The sequence below is a fragment of the Demequina sp. NBRC 110053 genome (genome assembly GCF_002090095.1).
In the GTDB taxonomy this organism is placed as follows: Bacteria; Actinomycetota; Actinomycetes; order Actinomycetales; family Demequinaceae; genus Demequina.
In genome coordinates, this window is record NZ_BBRJ01000002.1 from 1 (window position 1) to 16,498 (window position 16,498).

17 protein-coding genes are annotated in these 16,498 nt (G+C 68.3%); all 17 read right to left on the reverse strand.

The features are described from left to right. Positions 1-171: 171 nt before the first annotated feature. Entirely contained in the window at positions 172-573 is a 402-nt protein-coding gene (locus tag B7K22_RS00015; RefSeq protein ID WP_084037778.1) for a YrhK family protein, read from the reverse strand. Next, on the reverse strand, positions 573-1,049 hold the full coding sequence (gene nusB, locus B7K22_RS00020; protein ID WP_084037779.1) for a transcription antitermination factor NusB: 477 nt from the start codon (positions 1,047-1,049) through the stop codon (positions 573-575). The genes B7K22_RS00015 and nusB overlap by 1 nt, the downstream gene beginning before the upstream one ends. Next, positions 1,049-1,612, reverse strand: coding sequence for an elongation factor P (gene efp / locus B7K22_RS00025; RefSeq protein ID WP_084037780.1), 564 nt, complete (start codon positions 1,610-1,612; stop codon positions 1,049-1,051). Before efp ends, nusB begins: the two co-directional genes overlap by 1 nt. Before the next feature lie 123 nt (positions 1,613-1,735). Then, the gene (locus B7K22_RS00030; RefSeq protein ID WP_200807336.1) at positions 1,736-2,179 is read right to left on the reverse strand and encodes a type II 3-dehydroquinate dehydratase; all 444 of its coding nucleotides are present in this window, start codon (positions 2,177-2,179) and stop codon (positions 1,736-1,738) included. Positions 2,180-2,184: 5 nt separating this feature from the next. Next, positions 2,185-3,306 carry a 3-dehydroquinate synthase gene (aroB, locus tag B7K22_RS00035; RefSeq protein ID WP_084037781.1) on the reverse strand — a complete coding sequence of 374 codons (1,122 nt, stop codon included), beginning with the start codon at positions 3,304-3,306 and terminating at the stop codon, positions 2,185-2,187. Beyond that, positions 3,303-3,827, reverse strand: a complete 525-nt coding sequence (locus B7K22_RS00040; protein ID WP_084037782.1) for a shikimate kinase — start codon at positions 3,825-3,827, stop codon at positions 3,303-3,305. The genes aroB and B7K22_RS00040 overlap by 4 nt, the downstream gene beginning before the upstream one ends. Next, on the reverse strand, positions 3,827-5,011 hold the full coding sequence (aroC, locus tag B7K22_RS00045) for a chorismate synthase (protein WP_084037783.1): 1,185 nt from the start codon (positions 5,009-5,011) through the stop codon (positions 3,827-3,829). The genes B7K22_RS00040 and aroC overlap by 1 nt, the downstream gene beginning before the upstream one ends. An 88-nt stretch (positions 5,012-5,099) precedes the next feature. Beyond that, positions 5,100-5,900 carry a type II secretion system protein M gene (locus tag B7K22_RS00050; protein WP_084037784.1) on the reverse strand — a complete coding sequence of 267 codons (801 nt, stop codon included), beginning with the start codon at positions 5,898-5,900 and terminating at the stop codon, positions 5,100-5,102. A 1-nt stretch (position 5,901) separates the two neighbouring features. Then, positions 5,902-6,681 carry a PilN domain-containing protein gene (locus B7K22_RS00055; RefSeq protein ID WP_084037785.1) on the reverse strand — a complete coding sequence of 260 codons (780 nt, stop codon included), beginning with the start codon at positions 6,679-6,681 and terminating at the stop codon, positions 5,902-5,904. Beyond that, on the reverse strand, positions 6,678-7,730 hold the full coding sequence (pilM, locus tag B7K22_RS00060) for a type IV pilus assembly protein PilM (protein ID WP_084037786.1): 1,053 nt from the start codon (positions 7,728-7,730) through the stop codon (positions 6,678-6,680). Before pilM ends, B7K22_RS00055 begins: the two co-directional genes overlap by 4 nt. A gap of 88 nt (positions 7,731-7,818) precedes the next feature. Continuing rightward, positions 7,819-8,631, reverse strand: a complete 813-nt coding sequence (locus tag B7K22_RS00065) for an A24 family peptidase (protein ID WP_084037787.1) — start codon at positions 8,629-8,631, stop codon at positions 7,819-7,821. Continuing rightward, positions 8,628-10,238, reverse strand: a complete 1,611-nt coding sequence (locus tag B7K22_RS00070) for a hypothetical protein (RefSeq protein WP_234983238.1) — start codon at positions 10,236-10,238, stop codon at positions 8,628-8,630. Before B7K22_RS00070 ends, B7K22_RS00065 begins: the two co-directional genes overlap by 4 nt. Positions 10,239-10,243: 5 nt before the next feature. Further along, entirely contained in the window at positions 10,244-10,903 is a 660-nt protein-coding gene (locus tag B7K22_RS00075) for a hypothetical protein (RefSeq protein WP_084037789.1), read from the reverse strand. Between the two features lie 14 nt (positions 10,904-10,917). Continuing rightward, positions 10,918-12,846 (reverse strand): Ig-like domain-containing protein, encoded by a 1,929-nt coding sequence (locus B7K22_RS00080; RefSeq protein WP_084037790.1) that lies wholly within the window; start codon positions 12,844-12,846, stop codon positions 10,918-10,920. A gap of 169 nt (positions 12,847-13,015) precedes the next feature. After that, complete coding sequence (locus B7K22_RS12430; protein ID WP_084037791.1) at positions 13,016-13,435, reverse strand: prepilin-type N-terminal cleavage/methylation domain-containing protein; 420 nt, start codon at positions 13,433-13,435, stop codon at positions 13,016-13,018. A 202-nt stretch (positions 13,436-13,637) separates the two neighbouring features. Then, positions 13,638-14,858: a type II secretion system F family protein gene (locus B7K22_RS00090; protein WP_084037792.1), complete on the reverse strand. Its 1,221-nt coding sequence runs from the start codon at positions 14,856-14,858 to the stop codon at positions 13,638-13,640. Positions 14,859-14,861: 3 nt separating this feature from the next. Continuing rightward, on the reverse strand, positions 14,862-16,451 hold the full coding sequence (locus B7K22_RS00095; protein WP_304441535.1) for a type IV pilus twitching motility protein PilT: 1,590 nt from the start codon (positions 16,449-16,451) through the stop codon (positions 14,862-14,864). Between the last annotated feature and the right edge of the window lie 47 nt (positions 16,452-16,498).

The window sequence follows — 16,498 nt, forward strand, 5'->3', positions numbered from 1 at the left end:
TCGCGCGGCCGCGAACGACTACTCACGCGCCAACCACTCCGGCACGAACCCCGCCACGCGCGCACCCATCCCAGCCGGCGCATCGGCCGTCACCCAGAACGGCACGCGCGTACTCACCACAGCAGTCGCATCGGCGGCGCGCGCCCCGCGCCCGCGAGCCACCCACAAGGGCTAGGAGTCCGCGTCGATGTCGGGTCGATACATGCGCGGGCGCGAGCGTGTGCGCAGACGGCGCATGGTGACACGGTGGGCGAGCTTGAGGAATGGCCGGATCAGCAGTTGCACGGATCCCACCAGGTACAGCACCAGTCCCAAGGTCTCCAGGTCCGTGAAGAAGTTCAGGATCGAACCCGCGACGAACCACAGTCCGATCCCGATGTCGTTGAGGATCCCGGCCGCCTCCCAGCGGCTCCACACGTCGACCTGCAGCCTTCCCAGCCGCAGGCTGAGGTCCCCGTGCGGTTCGGAGAACACTGCGTCGCTCTCGCCTGCCGCGACCGCGCGCTCGTCGCGCTGCTCACCCCCGCGGTCGTCACCCGCACCCGCGTGGTTCTGCTCGGGCGTCGACGACATCAGTCCTCCCGGGCGTCCTCCGCCTCGAGCGCGGCGGCCTCGTCGGCCGAGAAGGCAGGTTCGCCGCCCAGCGCCGGCGCCTCCCGCGCGATCCGCCCGAGCACGCCGTTGACGAACCGCGGCGAGTCGTCGGTGGACAGGTCGCGCGCGAGCTCGACGGCCTCGTCGATGGCGACGGCGACCGACACATCGGCGTTGAAGAGCAGCTCCCAGGCGCCGATGCGCAGGAGGTTCCGGTCGACCGCGGGCATGCGCTTCAGGGGCCAATCAGGCGAGGCGTCCGCGATCAGCGCATCCAGCTCACCCCACCGCGACACGACTCCGCGCACAACGTCCGCGGAGTAGTCAGGCAGCGGCGTCTCGCGCCCCGAGTCGACCAGCCGACGCTCCAGCACAGCAGACGCGTTCTCCCCGCGCTGCTCGGCCTCGAAGAGGACGTCGAGAGCGCGCTTGCGGGCCTTGGTGCGTGCGCCCACTAGTCGTTGACGCGGCCCAGGTAGTCGCCGGACTCGGTGTTGACCTTGACCTTGGTGCCCTGCTCGAGGAACAACGGCACCTGGATCTCCTTGCCGGTCTCGAGCGTGGCGGGCTTGGTGCCACCCGAGGAGCGGTCGCCCTGCAGGCCGGGCTCGGTGTAGGTGACCTCGAGGACCACGGAGGCGGGCAGCTCGAGGAAGATCGGGTTGCCGTTGTGAGAGCCGATGGTGGCGCTCTCGTTCTCGAGGAGGTAGTCCGTGGCGTTGCCCATGATCTCGGGGCTCACGGAGATCTGGTCGAAGGTGTCGGGGTCCATGAAGACGAATCCGGCGCCGTCGTTGTAGAGGTACTGCATCGAGCGGCGGTCGACGGTCTCGAAGTCCACCTTGGTGCCGGCATTGAAGGTCTTGTCGACGACCTTGCCCGACAGCACGTTCTTGAGCTTGGTGCGGACGAACGCGCCGCCCTTGCCGGGCTTGACGTGCTGGAACTCGATGACGGACCAGAGGTTGCCGTCGAGGTTGAGTACGGAGCCGTTCTTGATGTCGTTCGAGGTCGCCACGGGTGAAGTCCTTGTCAGTCAGAGAGTCAGCGTCAGTCCGCGCGCCGCGCGGAGGCCGTCGACAATTCTAGCGGACGGTGCCCGTCCGCTCAGTAGCGCCGATGCGCGGGCCGCCTGTCGCTCTCAGCTCGCCGTGGCGGCGATGGCCTCGAGGCCCAGGCGGTAGGAGTCGATGCCCAGCCCGGCGATGGTGCCGGTCGCGACGCCCGAGATGACGGACGTGTGGCGGAACTCCTCGCGCGCGTGCGGGTTGGTGAGGTGCACCTCGATGAGTCGGCGGCCAGCGGAGGTGACGAGCGCGCAGGCGTCGCGCAGCGCGTAGGAGTAGTGCGTGAAGGCCGCGGGGTTCAGCACGACGTCCCAGCCGTTGTCGACCGCCTCGTGCATCCAGGCGACCAGCTCGGCCTCATCGTCGCTCTGGCGCATGACGACCTCGAGGCCCAGGTCGCTCCCCCACTGCATGGCGTGCGCAGCGAGCTCATCGTACGACGTCGAACCGTACTTCTCGGGCTCGCGGGTGCCCAGGCGCGACAGGTTGGGACCGTTGGCGACGAGGACCGTTGACATGGCCGTCAGCCTAGCGCGACGGCGCCGCCCGGCTCGGGAGCCTTCGACACCGCGTCGTAGGCGCCCGTGAGCAGGGCGGGGTCTGGCCCCTCGAGCCTGACGGGGTTGCCGATGCCCTGGAGCACCACGAAGCGCAGCAGCGCGCCGCGGGTCTTCTTGTCGCGGCGCATCGCGGTGTGGAGCGCGTCCCATTTGTCGCTGCGGTAGGTCGTCGGCAGGCCCAGCGAGGTCAGCAGCTCTCGGTGCAGCGCCACGCCCGACTCGTCCAGCCGTCCCGCGAGGTGCGCGAGCTCGGCGGCGAACACCATGCCCACGGACACCGCGGCGCCGTGGCGCCACTGATAGCGCTCCGTGTACTCGATGGCATGCCCAAACGTGTGGCCGTAGTTCAGGATCTCCCGCAGGTGCGACTCCTTGAGGTCCTCCCCGACGACATCGGCCTTGACCTGCACCTTGCGGGCGATGAGCTCGGAGAGCACGGCCAAGGCGTCCTCGGTCAACGTCTCAGCACGGAGGGCCGATGCGTGCTCCCCTACCAGCTCGAGGATCCGCTGGTCCCGGATGAAGCCGCCCTTCACGACCTCGGCGAGGCCCGCGACGCGGTCGTTGGCGGGCAGGGTGCTGAGGAAGTCGAGGTCGCACCACACGGCGAGAGGCTCGTGGAACGCGCCCACGAGGTTTTTGCCCTCGCCGGTGTTGATGCCGGTCTTGCCGCCCACGGCGGCGTCCACCATCGCGAGCACGGTGGTCGGGAGGTGGATCACGCCCACCCCGCGCAGCCACGACGCGGCCACGAAGCCCGCCAGATCGGTGACCGCTCCCCCGCCCAGGCCGATCAACACGTCGGTGCGCGTGAACTCGGACTTGCCGAGCACCTGCCAGCAGAACGAGGCGACCTCGGCCGTCTTGCCGGCCTCCGCATCGGGCACCTCAGCCAGAACCGGCGTGCGGCCGGAAGCCTCGATGAGCGAGCGCAGGCGGTCGGCCTGCTCGCGCATCGGCGCCGAGTGGATCACCAGCACGCGCACCGCTGCCTCGGGGAGGGCGTCCACCGCGGCGGGCAGCAGCCCTGAGCCGATGGTCACGGTGTACGGCGCGGCGGTCCGCACCTCGACCTGCTTCGTCATCGTCGCGCCTCCAGCTCCTCGAGAGCCTCGGCCACCTGCTCGGGCGTGAGGTCGTCGGTCTTGACCGTCACCGTCGCGAGGGCCTCGTAGATGGGGCGCCGAGCGTCCATGAGCGCCTGCCACTGCTGGCGGGGATTGCCCACCAGCAGCGGTCGCGAGCGGTTGAAGCCCACTCGCGGTGCGGCCGCGGCGAGCGAGACGTCCAGGAAGGCCACGCACCCGCCGCCGTCGCTGTAGCTCCGCAGGGCACGCTGCGTGCCTTCGTCCAGGATCGAGCCGCCGCCGAGCGACAGGACACCGTCGTGCTCGGCCAGCGCGGTCGCGACCGCGGCCCGCTCGAGCGCACGGAAGGCGGACTCGCCATCGTCGATGAAGACGTCAGGGATCGACTTGCCCGCGCTCGCGGCGACGTCCTCGTCGGTGTCGCGCCACGCGGTCCTCCAGGACTCGGCGAGCCGCCGCCCGACCGAGGACTTGCCCGATCCAGGCGGGCCGATGAGGACGATGCGCGGGCCGGGCATCAGCGCAGGTGGTCCGGGATCGCGGCCTCGTAGGACGCGATGTTGCGCTTGACCTCGGCCACCGAGTCGCCGCCGAACTTCTCGAGCAGCGCATCGGCGAGCGTCAACGCGACCATGGCCTGGGCGACCACCGCTGCCGGAGCGACGGCGCACACGTCCGACCGCTGGTGGATGGCCTTCGCTGCCTCACCAGTCGAGGTGTCGATGGTGTCGAGCGCGCGCGGGACGGTGCTGATGGGCTTCATCGCGGCGGAGACGCGCAGGGGCTCGCCGTTGGTCATGCCGCCCTCGACGCCGCCCGCACGGTTGGTGCGGCGCGTGACGCCGCCGTCGACGTACTCGATCTCGTCGTGCGCCTGCGAGCCGCGCCTGCCCGCCGTGCGGAAGCCGTCGCCCAGCTCGACGCCCTTGATGGCCTGGATGCCCATGAGCGCGGCCGCGAGGCGTGCGTCCAGGCGGCGGTCGCCGTGGACGTGGCTGCCAAGACCCACCGGGAGGCCGTAGGCGACGACCTCGACCACGCCGCCCAGGGTGTCGCCGTCCTTCTGGCACTGGTCGATCTCGGCGATCATCGCCGCCGAGGTCTCCTGGTGGTAGCAGCGGATGGGGTCCTCGTCGAGGGCCGGGGTCGCGTCGGCGGGCGGCAGCGGCGCGTCGTCTGGCACCCGGATGGGGCCCACCTGAACGGTGTGCGAGACCAGGCGCACGCCCGCGGCCTGCTCGAGGAAGGCCTCGGCGACCGTCCCCAGCGCGACGCGGGCGGCCGTTTCCCGAGCCGATGCGCGCTCGAGCACGGGACGCGCATCGTCGAATCCGTACTTGGTCATGCCCACGAGGTCGGCGTGACCGGGGCGCGGCCGCGTGAGGGCGGCTGCGCGGGCGCCGGTGAGCTCGGACGGGTCCACGGGATCCGCGCTCATCACGGTCTCCCATTTGGGCCACTCGGTGTTGCCCACCTGGATGGCGACGGGCCCACCCTGGCTGACGCCATGCCGGACGCCGCCGAGCACCGTCACCTGGTCCTGCTCGAAGCTCATTCGAGCGCCGCGGCCATAGCCGAGCCGGCGGCGCGCCAGCGCGGCCTGGATCTCCCCGCTCGTGACCTCGACCCCTGCGGGCAGGCCTTCAAGGGTGCCGACGAGCGCCGGGCCGTGCGATTCTCCTGCGGTGAGCCATCTGAGCATGGGTGACATTGTTCCAGACCGGCCCTTCCTGCGGTGACACGCACGAGCGCCCCCGCGACGGGTGTCGCGGGGGCGCCGATGCGCTGGCTCAGTCGTCCTTGGGCGTCAGGGGGTTCTCCTCGGACCGTGGCAGCGGTGAGGGCTCCACTGAGGGCTCAGGAGAGGGCTCGGCGCCGGGCTCCGCGCCCGGGTCATCAGCCGCTTCCAGGGCGGCGATGTCCGACAGTACGAAGACCTGTCCTTCGAGCACCGCCACAGTCGGGTCATCGGTCGTGATCTCGGTGTCGTCACTCGTCGCGAGGTCCACCCCCGTCACGAGCAGGATGCGCTGCTCTCCAGTCTGGAGGGCATCGACCACCGAGAGCACGTCGCTGTAGCGACCCGCGAGTTCCATCGTGACGTTGATCGCGAAGAGACTCGGCCCTGCAGGCTCGGCCGGCGCGGCGGCTGCGGGAGTCGGCTCGGCTGCGGGCTGCTCGTCCGTGGCTCCTTCGGCGGGAGCCGGCGTGGCAGGCGCCTCGGGGACCGGCATCTCGACGGGCTCGGCCGTCTCGAACTCGAGGTTCGTCACGACCACGTCGTGCTCCTCGCTCACCTGCGCGATCAGCAGCTGAAGATCCGCGTAGCGCTGCGTCGTCGTGATCTGCTCCTGCAGCGCCGCGAGCTGTGCCTCGTACTCGGGCATGCGGGCGAACTCGGCTCGCAGATCTGCGACCTGCACGCGCGTCACGTCATTCTGCTGCTCCTGCGCCGCTGTCTCCTCGCGCGTCTCAGCGGCCGCGGCGAGGACCGGCGAGATCAGCAGGAACCATGCCGCGATCAGCAGCACGACGGCGACGAGAACGGTCGCCACGGTCCAGGTCTTGGCGGTGCCAACGGGTTGCTTCATGTCACTCACCGTCCTCAGTGTCAGCGGTCTCGCCTTCGGCTGCGTCCGTCACGTCAGCGGCCTGATCGGCGAACGTGCGGTGTGCGAGGGCATCGTCCGTGACCTGGATCGTCGCCGTCACGGTGTAGGCCGTCTCGCCCGTCTCGTCCTGGAGCTCCGCGCTCTGGATGTTCGCGTCCTCGAGACCGGGCACCGACTCGATCGCATCGATCCACTCCGAGGCAACCGGAAGGGTGGGGGACGTCGACTCGAAGGTCATGACCGCGACGCCGTCGCGGGTCAGCACATCCGCACCGTCGACCGGGTCCTCTCCTGCCCCGCTCACCTCGACCTCCACCGTGTCCATCGTGACGTCGTCCGGAAGGACCGCCGCGATCGCGTACACGTAGCTCTGCCAGTTGACCTCGGTCTCGAGGACGTAGGCCCTCGCCTCGGTGGTCTCATCGATGTCGTTGATCACCTGCACGACGGGCGCGTACTCGCGGCGCTCGGCCAGCAGCTGATCCGCGGTCGCGAGCGATTCGAGGTGCCTGATCTCCGCTTCGGCACGGACCAGGAAGGCGCCACCGAACGCGACCACGATGAGCACGAGGGTCGCAATGATTCCCCAGACCATGCGCCGCTGAGCTGCGGCGACCTCGCGGCGCTGGCCGACCTCGGGCGGCAGCAGGCTGACCTGAGGGAGCGCCGGCACCCCGAACTTGCCCCCCTTCGCCGGACTCATCGGCTGAGCGGGCGTCGCGCCCGGAGCCTGAATGTTGCTGTGCGCGACGGTTGTCATGCCGCCACCCCCATTCCCAGACCCATGGACATCGCCATGGTGGCCTCGCGGCCCTTGATGCCTTCGAGGCCTTGAATGCGCTTACTGATGGCCACACCCTCGAGCGGGTTGCCGAGCAGCGTCTGCGTGCGCGTCTCCGATGCGATCGCCTGACCGAGCCCGGGAACGGTGGAACCGCCTCCGGTCAGCACCACGTAGGCGACGGGCGCCTGCCGATTGTTCGACTGGTAGAAGCCGATGGAGTTGCGGATGCCCTCGACCAGATTGCGAGCCGCATCGTTGTACTGATCCGCCGAGATCTGGTTCTCGGGTGCGCTCGAGGCCTGGAGACCGCGGGTGATCACCTGGTGCTCGGCCTCAGCCTGCGAGACGGTCTTGGCGCGAGCGAGGATGTCAGCGAGACCCTGCGTGCCCACGGGCAGCGTGCGGACGAACCGGGGTGCGCCGTCGGTCGCCACGACGATGGTGGTGATGCGTGCGCCGATGTCGACCAGCGCGACGGTGCCGTGTCCGAGCTCGCCGCGCGCCATCGCCCTCAGCAGCGCGAACGCCGAGAGGTCGACGGACAGGGGCTTGAGGCCGGCCGCCTCGGCGGCATTCACGTTCGACATCACGGTCTCCCGAGCGGCCGCGACCACGAGCCCCTCGTACACGCTGCCGCTCGGACCCTCGAACTCCACGGTCGGGTAGAAGTCGAGCACTGCCTCGTCCACAGGGATTGGCAGCGAGTCCTCGACCTGGAACGGCAAGGACGAGCGGATGTCGGACATCGGCATCTTCGGCAGCTGCATGGTGCGCACGGTGACGCGCTGGTTGCCGATGCCGAGGATCACGTCCTTCGACGAGAATCCTCCTCTCGACCAGAGCGCCTTGATCGCCTGGGCGACCTCCGCCTGGTCGACGACCTCGCCGTCCTTGACGGCGCCGGCGGGGATGGGCACCTCCGCGTAGCGGACCAGCTCGGACCGTCCGCCCCCGGCCGTGACGACCTCCGCGGCTCGCAGCGCCTTCGCGCCGATGTCGAGCCCGATCGCTTGCTTCTTTGCCATGGCTACCGCCCCTCCTGAGAGCCGACCATCGTTGACACCGATGCTGGTGTGCTCATCGGCTTCCTCCATTCAGACCTTGACAGCTGCATCACGCCCACGTCCCCGTGTACGCGTCCCACACTGAGTCGCCGTACGCCACGCCCACCGCGGCACCCGCGATCATCCATGGGCCGAAGGGGATGCGTGTGCGCCGCCCCGACTTCGTGACCGCCATGATGATGATTCCTGCGAGCCCGCCGAGCAGGAAGGCAGAGAAGGCGCCGACCACGAGCGGACCCCACCCGAGCCAGCCCAGGGCGATGCCGATGACGCCGGCCAGCTTGACGTCCCCGAAGCCCATTCCACCGGGGTAGACGAGGGCGGCGACGAAGTAGAACGAGAACAGTGCGGCCCCGCCGATTACGGCACGCGCGAGGGGCCACCAGTCGCCCGAGAGCGCGCAGGCCACACCGAACAGCACGAGCAGCACGATGTAGGCGGGGAGGACCAGCACGTCAGGAAGGCGTTGCACGGACAGATCGATGCTCGTGAGCGCGACACCGAGGGCGGCGAGGTACGCGAACGCGACGAACTCGATGCCGAGCCCGAAGTGCCACAGCACGAGTACGAACAGCACGGACGTCGCGGCTTCGATGAGCGGATAGCGTGCGGAGATCGGCTCCCCGCAGTCTCGGCACTTCCCTCGCAGCAGCAGCCACGAGACCACGGGCACGTTGTCTCGCGCACGAACCGGGTGGCCGCACGCCGGGCACGCGCTGCGCGGGTGGGAGATCGATTCACCGCGCGGGACACGCCACGCGACCACGTTCAGGAAGGAGCCCACCACGAGCCCGAGGGCAGCGACCAGCGCGACGGTGAGCCACCAGAGGGCACCCGTCTGCTCGAGGTCGAGCTCGGTCATGGTGTCGCCGCCTCACGGCCGGTGGTCTCCTCGAAGCCGCTGAGCGCCGCCTCGACGGGATCAGCCGGCACATTCCACATCTGCGACTCGGAGTCGGAGCACGCCTCGACCACGACCGTGTTCCACAGCGGGTGGGACGTGGTGCGCGGCCCATCGGAGGACAGGCAGCGCCCGTTCGAGTCCACGAAGTGGTACGCGAGCGCGTCGTCGTCGTGGTACCCGTACCGCTTCCACGTGGTGGTGGTGCTCGTGCAGTTGATGTTGTTCGAGGGCGTCAGGAACCTGGGGAACCGCTCGTGCTTGTTGGCGTTCGTGCCCGTCTCGACCACGTGCGTGGTCGAGTCTGTGGTGATGAGGCAGTACGTGTTGCCGCCCGTGCGCACCGTGATCTGGGTGTTGACGTAGTCCTGGTCGTCCCCCGGCTCCGCGTAGTACCACTTGTGGTTCCAGTCGAACGTGTCGCCACCGCTCGGGTCCTGCTTGCACGGGTACGTGATGTTGTACGGCCTGTACAGATTCGCATCGGTCACGTCGAGGCAGCGCCCGAAGAGGCTCTGGTTCACGACCTGATCGGTCGCGTATGAGGCGTTGCCCTTGCCCACCGCCGCGTCCGGGCTCACGGACTTCCAGCCGGTGTTGCTGCCCACCGACACGTAGTCGCCATTGTCGACGTGGTTGTCCTGGTTGATGATGTAGGAGTCCACCGGGCTCGTGTTGGCGGAGTTCTGCCCTCGCCACGTGTGTGAACCGGTCCACGCGAAGCGCTGTCCGAGCGGGTCGTTCGATGCCGCTGTGCAGGGCTGGAGCGTCATGCGCGCCGGCGTGCCACCGGTGTGGCGGCCCGACAGGCACATGGGAACGGCTCCGTTCTCGTCCGTCGAGCTCAGGTGGATCATGTAGTCGTCTGCCCAGGTCCACGAGTTGAAGTCCGTGGGCTCGTCACAGGTGCCAGATGCGGCGCTGCGGTAACGGACGTTGGCGCCAGGCGCCGTCGACTCTGCCACCCAGCAGTACTGCGCACCGTCGTCGAAGATGCGACCGCCCGCGATCTTGCGAGTGGTGAGCTGGAAGGTGTAGTCGGCGCGAACGATGCGGTCCGCCTGATCCACGGTGACCGTGGCGTCGGGGTCGAAGCCCTCCGAGGTCAGGATCGCGTACCGCGGCACCTCGCGGAGACCCCCGGAAGCCCCGGCGATCGGGTAGCACGTGAGCTCGTTGTCGACGAGCCATTCGTCGGTCTGCCCCTCAGGGTCGGCCGCGTAGTACGCGACATCCACAACGAAGTTGGGGCCCGAGCCGTCACCCTCGACGCTGCCCGACACCGAACACGGCAGCTTGTGGATGTCGCCGATGCCTGTGTCCGTGCCGCCGCCGGTGTACGCGTTGCGGATCTGGAACGCGGCCGCGTCGAGTCCGGCCTGCGCCGCGGCGAGCGTCCTCACGTTCTTCTCCTGGAACAGTGTGGGACTCGTCTGGGTGAGCGTCACCCCGACGAGGATGATCGCGAGCGACGTGAGGATCAGCACGAGCATGAGGACGGACAGCATCGCGACGCCCTCGTCCTTCCCGTGCAGCCTCCGTCGGGCCGCGTTCAGGTGGTCAAGCATGCTCATCATGGCCTCTGCACTCCCCCGGCCAGGCACACCCGGTCTGCGCTGGCGTTCGTCTCGGAGTTGACCGACGTGTTGAGCGCGACGAAGGTGACGTCGAGCTGGCTCCCGCCGCCCTCGCGCGCCTCACCCATGCCCGCGTCGAGGTACACGTCAAGCCGCTGCTTGGTGTAGACCTTTCCGTCTGCGGTGGTTCCTGCGCTGTGGCGGATGAACGGCGCCTGCGCCGGGTCCGTCAGATCGTTTCGAAGGTTCGTCACCATGGTGGCCCAGCCGGTGACGGCATCCGGGTCCGCGGGGGGCCATGTGCGTCGCTGGAGTTCCATGGCGTCGGTCTCCAGGCGCCACTGAACGCACAGCTCCTCCGAGGTCGCGACCGTCGCCGGCACGAGGTACTCCACATAGACGTCGCCACCGGCGGTGCCGGGGGCGTTGATCTCGCTCGCGTAGCGCACCTCCTTGTCCAGGCGCTGGAACACGGTGCGGATGTCCGATGCGGAGTCGGAGGTCGCCTGCGCGCGAGCGGTGGTCTGGGACATGGAGACGACGGCGGCGAGGAACACCACCAGCACCGTCGTGAAGATCCCCATCGTCACCACGAGCTCGATCACCGAGAATCCCTCGTCGCCCTTGTCGCGCCACCGGCCCCGGAGCACGCTCATCCGCCGACTCGTCATCACGTCACCCTCACCGTCACGGTTCCCGGATCGTGCGAGCGCACCGATGGCGTGCCGGTGCTCTCAAGCCGATACGTGAACGTGCAGTTGCCGGTGCTCGTAGGCGCCGTGAACCGGACAGTCGTGTCATTGAGGCGCGCGACGGAGCCACAGGTAGGTGCGCCCAGGGCCACGACCCGCACATTCGTCGACGGAATGCCCTGGGACGCGAGGTTGATGTCCACAGTGCGGGTGCTCCACCAGTACGAGCGCTGCACCGAGATGCCGCTCCTGTTCGGGGCGAATGGTGCAACCGTGACGGTCAGCGTGCCAGGGTCACTGACAGTGCCACCGGGCGAGACGAGCTCGTACTCGAGCCGGTAGATGCCGACGTTGTTGTTGGTGGTCCGGAACTCGAGATCGTGGCCCAGGGCTGCGGGAACCGGGCTGCCGTCGATGCGCACGTGAGTGGACGATCCGCCGGTGACGCTGCGGATGCGGATGCGCACATCGTCCTCATTGCCCGTGAGCGTGCGCCAGTCGAGGTCGTGCCATGTCTGCGAGGAAGTTGCCGACAGGTCGAATTCCTCGTCCTCGACGATGAGCGCCGCCGCCTCGGTGATGATCGTGACCGTCGCCGGCTCCGCTGTGTTCGCGTACCGCGCGTTGTCAGCACCACCCGTGTTGTCATCGACCAGGTAGTACTGGAAGGTGGTCGTCTCGCCCACGCCGGCGGGGGCTTGGAATCGCACCGTGCCGTCAGGGTCCATGGTGACGCCCCGCGCGGCGAGCGCCGCGATGTCGGCGTTGCGCGCCGCGGTGATCTCGGGCGTGACCTCCTCCGTCTCGAAGTAGTCGACCGTGGGATCGAGGAACGGCACAATCGTCGTTTCACGGTCAGGCGAGAGGTTCGGCACTCCGGTGTCGTTGTCGAGCAGGAGATCGTTGAGTTCGGTCGTGGTGTTCGGCTCGACCGCGAGGTCATCGTCGACCGGTGACGGGAGGATGTGCACGAGCACCGTGGCCGGCACGGCCGAGATAAGGCCTGCAGCGTCACGCACGTGGTACGTGAAGCTCACCGTGCCGGAGACGTTGCCGGGCGGGTTGAAGTAGATGCCGTTGCTGGCCGAGCCCGTGCCGAGGGTGTAGGAGCCCACGTCGGGATTGGTGGTGTTGACGATGGGGCTTGAGGAGCCCACCTCGATCGCGTCGTTAGCGACGATGGCGTGGAAAGTAGTGGTGCCGCCCGCGAACACCGTGAACTCGTCGTCGTACGCGTATGGCAGCAGAGCCGTGTTCCAGATCGCGTCGGTGCTCGGGTCGATGAGAGTTGCCACGCGGTAGGACTCGGGACCGTCGCCCGTGTCCCAGCGCACGACAACGCGCACGCGGTACATCTCCGCGTCGTCACCGCTCGAGCGAGTGGCCGTACACGCTTGGCCGGTGGTAGGCGAGGTCTTGAGGCGGAAGCACACACCGATGAGCGTGTCGACCGTGTACTGCTGGTTGTCGACGGTGTGTGTGGTGCGGACCGGGACCCACTGGTCGGCTGCGGTGTGTCCCGGCGCGGGATCCCACGCCGCGGGAAAGCCCACGGGCTCGAGTGTCATGTCGGCCGTGTCCGACGGCTCCAGGGCCGTAGCCTCGTCCCACACGGCCCGCACGGCGGTCTGCGTGCGTCCTTGCAGGACGCCGCTCGTGCCCGTGTAGTCGCCGGCGGTGGCGGTGACGGAACGCGCGCGGTCGAGTGCCGTTCCCGCGAGGGATGCCGCGGCCTGCTGGCGCTGGAAGTCCGTCACGGAGCCGAGTCCGTTGACGAAGAGTCCTAGGGCCGCCATGGCGACGATGCCGAGGAGGAACAGGGCGACGACCATCTCGACGAGAGTGAAGCCGTCATCACCCGCGGGCGCGTCGGAGCGCGACACGTGGTGAGTGTCTGGCTGCTCCATGGTGAACGCTCCTCGGAGGACTGGGGTGGTGCCTGGCGATGCAGGTCTGCTGTCGGCGATCGCCACGCCGTGCGGTGAAACCGCTGCGGGTCGGTGGGAGAGGACCAGGGTCCTCTCCCACCGACCGTCGCGATGTCGGTTCGCTAGTCGAGCCGACTAGGTGCCTGGCTTAGCCCAGACCGCCGTCGGTGCTGTCGTAAACGATGCCGGCCTGTGCGTCGGCGCCGTCGGGGTTGGTGGCCGTCAGCGTGAATCCGCCGGCAACGGTCGCGTAGGCGATCGTCGTGTTGTCGTGCGAGACGGGAATCGGGTCGATGCCCACGATGGTCACGTCGCCGCCGACGCCTGCCTGCGTGACGTCAGCGTTCGCGGGGTAGGCCTGGTTGTCGACGAACGAGGTCTCGACGTTCGTCGCGATGTTGCGCAGGTCGGACTCGATGCCCGAGTCGATCGCACGCTCGCGCTGGTTGAGGAACACCGGGATCGCGATGGCCGCGAGGATGCCGATGATGATGATGACGACGAGGAGCTCGATCAGGGTGAAGCCCTGGTCCTTCTCCTTCATAGACTGCTGAATGCGAGCGATCATGCTCGTCCCCTCCAGTTTTCTCTTTCGATTGCAAATACCACGGCGTGGCATTCAGGTGCCGACCAGTGAAATCCCTCAGCTGGCCAGGGCGAACCCCATCTGGCACGATTTGTCGAGAGATTTCCGTTTCTCTCGATGACACTGTTCTAGTGCATCTGCCTGCGCTCACCTAGTGGCGTGTGACTATTTCCACTCATCTCGACTACTGAATCTGATCGTAGATCGAGAACATCGGCAAATACATCGTGATGACCATTCCGCCGACCACGATTCCGACGAACATGATCATGAGCGGCTCGATGAGGCTCGTCAGCTGCTCGGTGGTCGCTTCGACCTCCTGGTCGTAGAAGTCGGCGACCTTCTCGAGCATCGTGTCGAGCGCACCGGTATCCTCACCAACGGCCATCATCTGCGCGACCATCGGCGGGAAGACTGCGCTGCCGGCCATGTTCGACGTGATCGAGTGGCCCTTGCGCACGGCGTCCTGCAGATCCAGCGTCGCCTTCTCGACGACGACGTTGCCGCTCGCCTCACCCACGATGCTGAGAGCCTGCAGGATCGGCACGCCGGACTTGAGCATCGCGGCGAGGTTGCGCGAGAAGCGCGCGAGAGCGATCTTCTTGGCGAGGGGGCCGAAGACCGGCGCCTTGAGCTTGAGCGGATCCAGCTTTTCGCGAATAGAGCGATCGTTCTTGTGCCGGCTCCACCAGAACATGAAGATGCCGATCAGCACGATGATGGGGATGATGCCCACCTTGAGCAGGTCGGACAGCGTGATCATGATCTGCGTGGGGAGCGGGAGCTCCGCGCCCATCGACTCGAACATGCCAGCGAACACCGGGATGATGAACAGCAGCATGGCGGTGGCAGCGATGATCGCGATGACGAGCACGACGATGGGGTAGGACATCGCCGACTTCACCTTGGCGCGCAGCTTGACCTCATCCTCGAAGTTCTCAGCGAGCGCGACCAACGTGTCGTCGAGGAATCCTCCAACCTCACCGGCCTTGACCATGTTGATCATGAGCGGCGGGAACACCTTGGGGTGCTTGGCAAGTGCCGTTGACAGGGACCGGCCGACCTCGACGTCGTTGCGCACCTCGCCGAGGATCGACGCGAGAGCCTTGTTCTCGGTCTGATCGACCAGGATGATCAGCGCGCGCAGCAGCGACAGGCCCGAGTTGATCATGGTCGCGAGCTGGCGCGACATGACCGCGATGTCCTTGAGGCTGATCTTGTCGCTCAGGCCGGGGATCTTGATCTCGGCGTTGAGGCCCTTCGCCATGCCGTCCTCGACGGACAGCGGCGTGAGCCCCTTCGCGCGCAGCTGGGCGGCGACGGCCTGCGACGACGTGCCGTCGACCGTGTCCTTGATCTTCTTGCCGCTCGCGTCGACCGCGACGTAACTGAACGTGCTTGCCATGGCTTAGCCCTCTCGTCCGTGCCGACCGCACAGCCGGTTGAACTCTTCGTACGACTGGCACATCTCCACGGCGTCCTCGTACGCCACGACCGAGGACTTCACGAGATCCGCGAGGTGCTGGTCCATGGACTGCATGCCCAGGGCCGCTCCGGCCTGCAGGGCGGTGTAGATCTGGTGCGTCTTGCCCTCGCGGATGAGGTTCCTGATGGCCGGCGTCGCGACCATGACCTCGACCGCCACGGCACGGCCGCTGGTGTCCGAGCGCGGCAGCAGCGTCTGACACACGACCCCCTGGATCGCGGTCGCGAGCTGCACGCGCACCTGGCCCTGCTGCTCCGCCGGGAAGACGTCGATCACGCGGTCGATGGTCTGCGCGGCGTCCTGGGTGTGCAGCGTCGCGAAGACCAGGTGGCCCGTCTCGGCCGCGGTGAGCGCGACGGAGATGGTCTCGAGGTCACGCATCTCGCCGATGAGGATGATGTCGGGGTCCTGGCGCAGCACGTGCTTGAGCGCGCGCTGGAAGGACTTGGTGTCCGATCCCACCTCGCGCTGGTTGACGAGCGAGCGCTTGTGGCGGTGGAGGAACTCGATGGGGTCCTCGACGGTCATGATGTGTGCGCGGCGTGCACGGTTGGCGAGGTCGACAAGCGACGCCAGGGTGGTCGACTTGCCCGAGCCCGTGGGACCGGTGACGAGGACGAGGCCACGCGGCAGGGACGCGAAGTTGGCCACGACCTCGGGCACGCCGAGCGCCTCGAGCGGCTTGATCTCGTACGGGATGAGACGGAACGCCGCGCCCACCGACTCGCGCTGCTTGTACATGTTCACGCGGAAGCGGGCCTCGCCCACGAGCGCGTACGAGAAGTCGAGCTCGAGCTCCTCCTCGAACTTCTCTCGCTGCGCCTGCGTGAGGATCTGGTACAGCGCGCGCTGCAGGCCCTCCTTCTCGAGGCGAGGAAAGCCCTCGATCGGGCGGAGTCCACCGTCGACGCGGATCATGGGCGGCGCGCCCGTCGTCACGTGGAGGTCAGAGGCCTTCGCCTGCAGCATCGCGCGCAGCGCCATCGAGATGTCGAGGTCGCCCTCGTGCGCGTCCTGGCTCATGCCGATGCGCTTGTGCGCGGCGGGAGCCGCGGCACCGGCAGCCGTGGCGCCAGCTGCCGAAGAGGTCTGTGCCGGCGTCGCGCCTGCGACCGGCGAGGCGGCCTGCGGTGCGGCCGCCGGGCGGGCACCCGGCGCGAGAGGAGCGGCCTGCTGAGGCGCGCCGTACTGGGGTGCGAACTGCTGGGGAGCAGAGTGCTGCGCAGGCTGCGCCGGAGCGAAGTGACCCTGCGGAATCGGTGCGGCGGCCTGCTGTGCTGGTGCTGCCTGCTGCGGAACCGGCTGGGCAGCTGGCTGTGCCAGCGGCTGACGGACCGGCTGACCAGCTGCGGGCGCGCCTCCTGCGGGTCCCCCCGGACCAGGCTGAGCGGCACCGGGCTGCGCCACCGCGCCGGGCTGCGCGGCACGAGCCTGCGCGACGGACATCGCGGTCGTGCTCTGGAGGTGCGCGCCCTGCGGCGCGCCCATCGGCTCGGGCATGAAGCTGGTCATGAATCCTCCCCTGCGACGCGGACGGTCTCCCGCGCCGGCTGGTTGCT

Coding starts and splice junctions, on each gene's coding strand:
- B7K22_RS00030 (WP_200807336.1), bottom strand. CDS start 2,179: ATGTCAACGGTCCTCGTCGCCAACGGTCCCAACCTGTCGCGCCTGGGC.
- pilM (WP_084037786.1), bottom strand. CDS start 7,730: ATGGCAAAGAAGCAAGCGATCGGGCTCGACATCGGCGCGAAGGCGCTG.
- B7K22_RS12430 (WP_084037791.1), bottom strand. CDS start 13,435: ATGATCGCTCGCATTCAGCAGTCTATGAAGGAGAAGGACCAGGGCTTC.
- B7K22_RS00050 (WP_084037784.1), bottom strand. CDS start 5,900: ATGAAGCAACCCGTTGGCACCGCCAAGACCTGGACCGTGGCGACCGTT.
- B7K22_RS00095 (WP_304441535.1), bottom strand. CDS start 16,451: ATGACCAGCTTCATGCCCGAGCCGATGGGCGCGCCGCAGGGCGCGCAC.
- B7K22_RS00040 (WP_084037782.1), bottom strand. CDS start 3,827: ATGCCCGGCCCGCGCATCGTCCTCATCGGCCCGCCTGGATCGGGCAAG.
- B7K22_RS00055 (WP_084037785.1), bottom strand. CDS start 6,681: ATGACAACCGTCGCGCACAGCAACATTCAGGCTCCGGGCGCGACGCCC.
- B7K22_RS00080 (WP_084037790.1), bottom strand. CDS start 12,846: ATGGAGCAGCCAGACACTCACCACGTGTCGCGCTCCGACGCGCCCGCG.
- aroB (WP_084037781.1), bottom strand. CDS start 3,306: ATGACGAAGCAGGTCGAGGTGCGGACCGCCGCGCCGTACACCGTGACC.
- B7K22_RS00065 (WP_084037787.1), bottom strand. CDS start 8,631: ATGACCGAGCTCGACCTCGAGCAGACGGGTGCCCTCTGGTGGCTCACC.
- B7K22_RS00015 (WP_084037778.1), bottom strand. CDS start 573: ATGTCGTCGACGCCCGAGCAGAACCACGCGGGTGCGGGTGACGACCGC.
- B7K22_RS00075 (WP_084037789.1), bottom strand. CDS start 10,903: ATGAGCGTGCTCCGGGGCCGGTGGCGCGACAAGGGCGACGAGGGATTC.
- B7K22_RS00070 (WP_234983238.1), bottom strand. CDS start 10,238: ATGCTTGACCACCTGAACGCGGCCCGACGGAGGCTGCACGGGAAGGAC.
- B7K22_RS00090 (WP_084037792.1), bottom strand. CDS start 14,858: ATGGCAAGCACGTTCAGTTACGTCGCGGTCGACGCGAGCGGCAAGAAG.
- aroC (WP_084037783.1), bottom strand. CDS start 5,011: ATGCTCAGATGGCTCACCGCAGGAGAATCGCACGGCCCGGCGCTCGTC.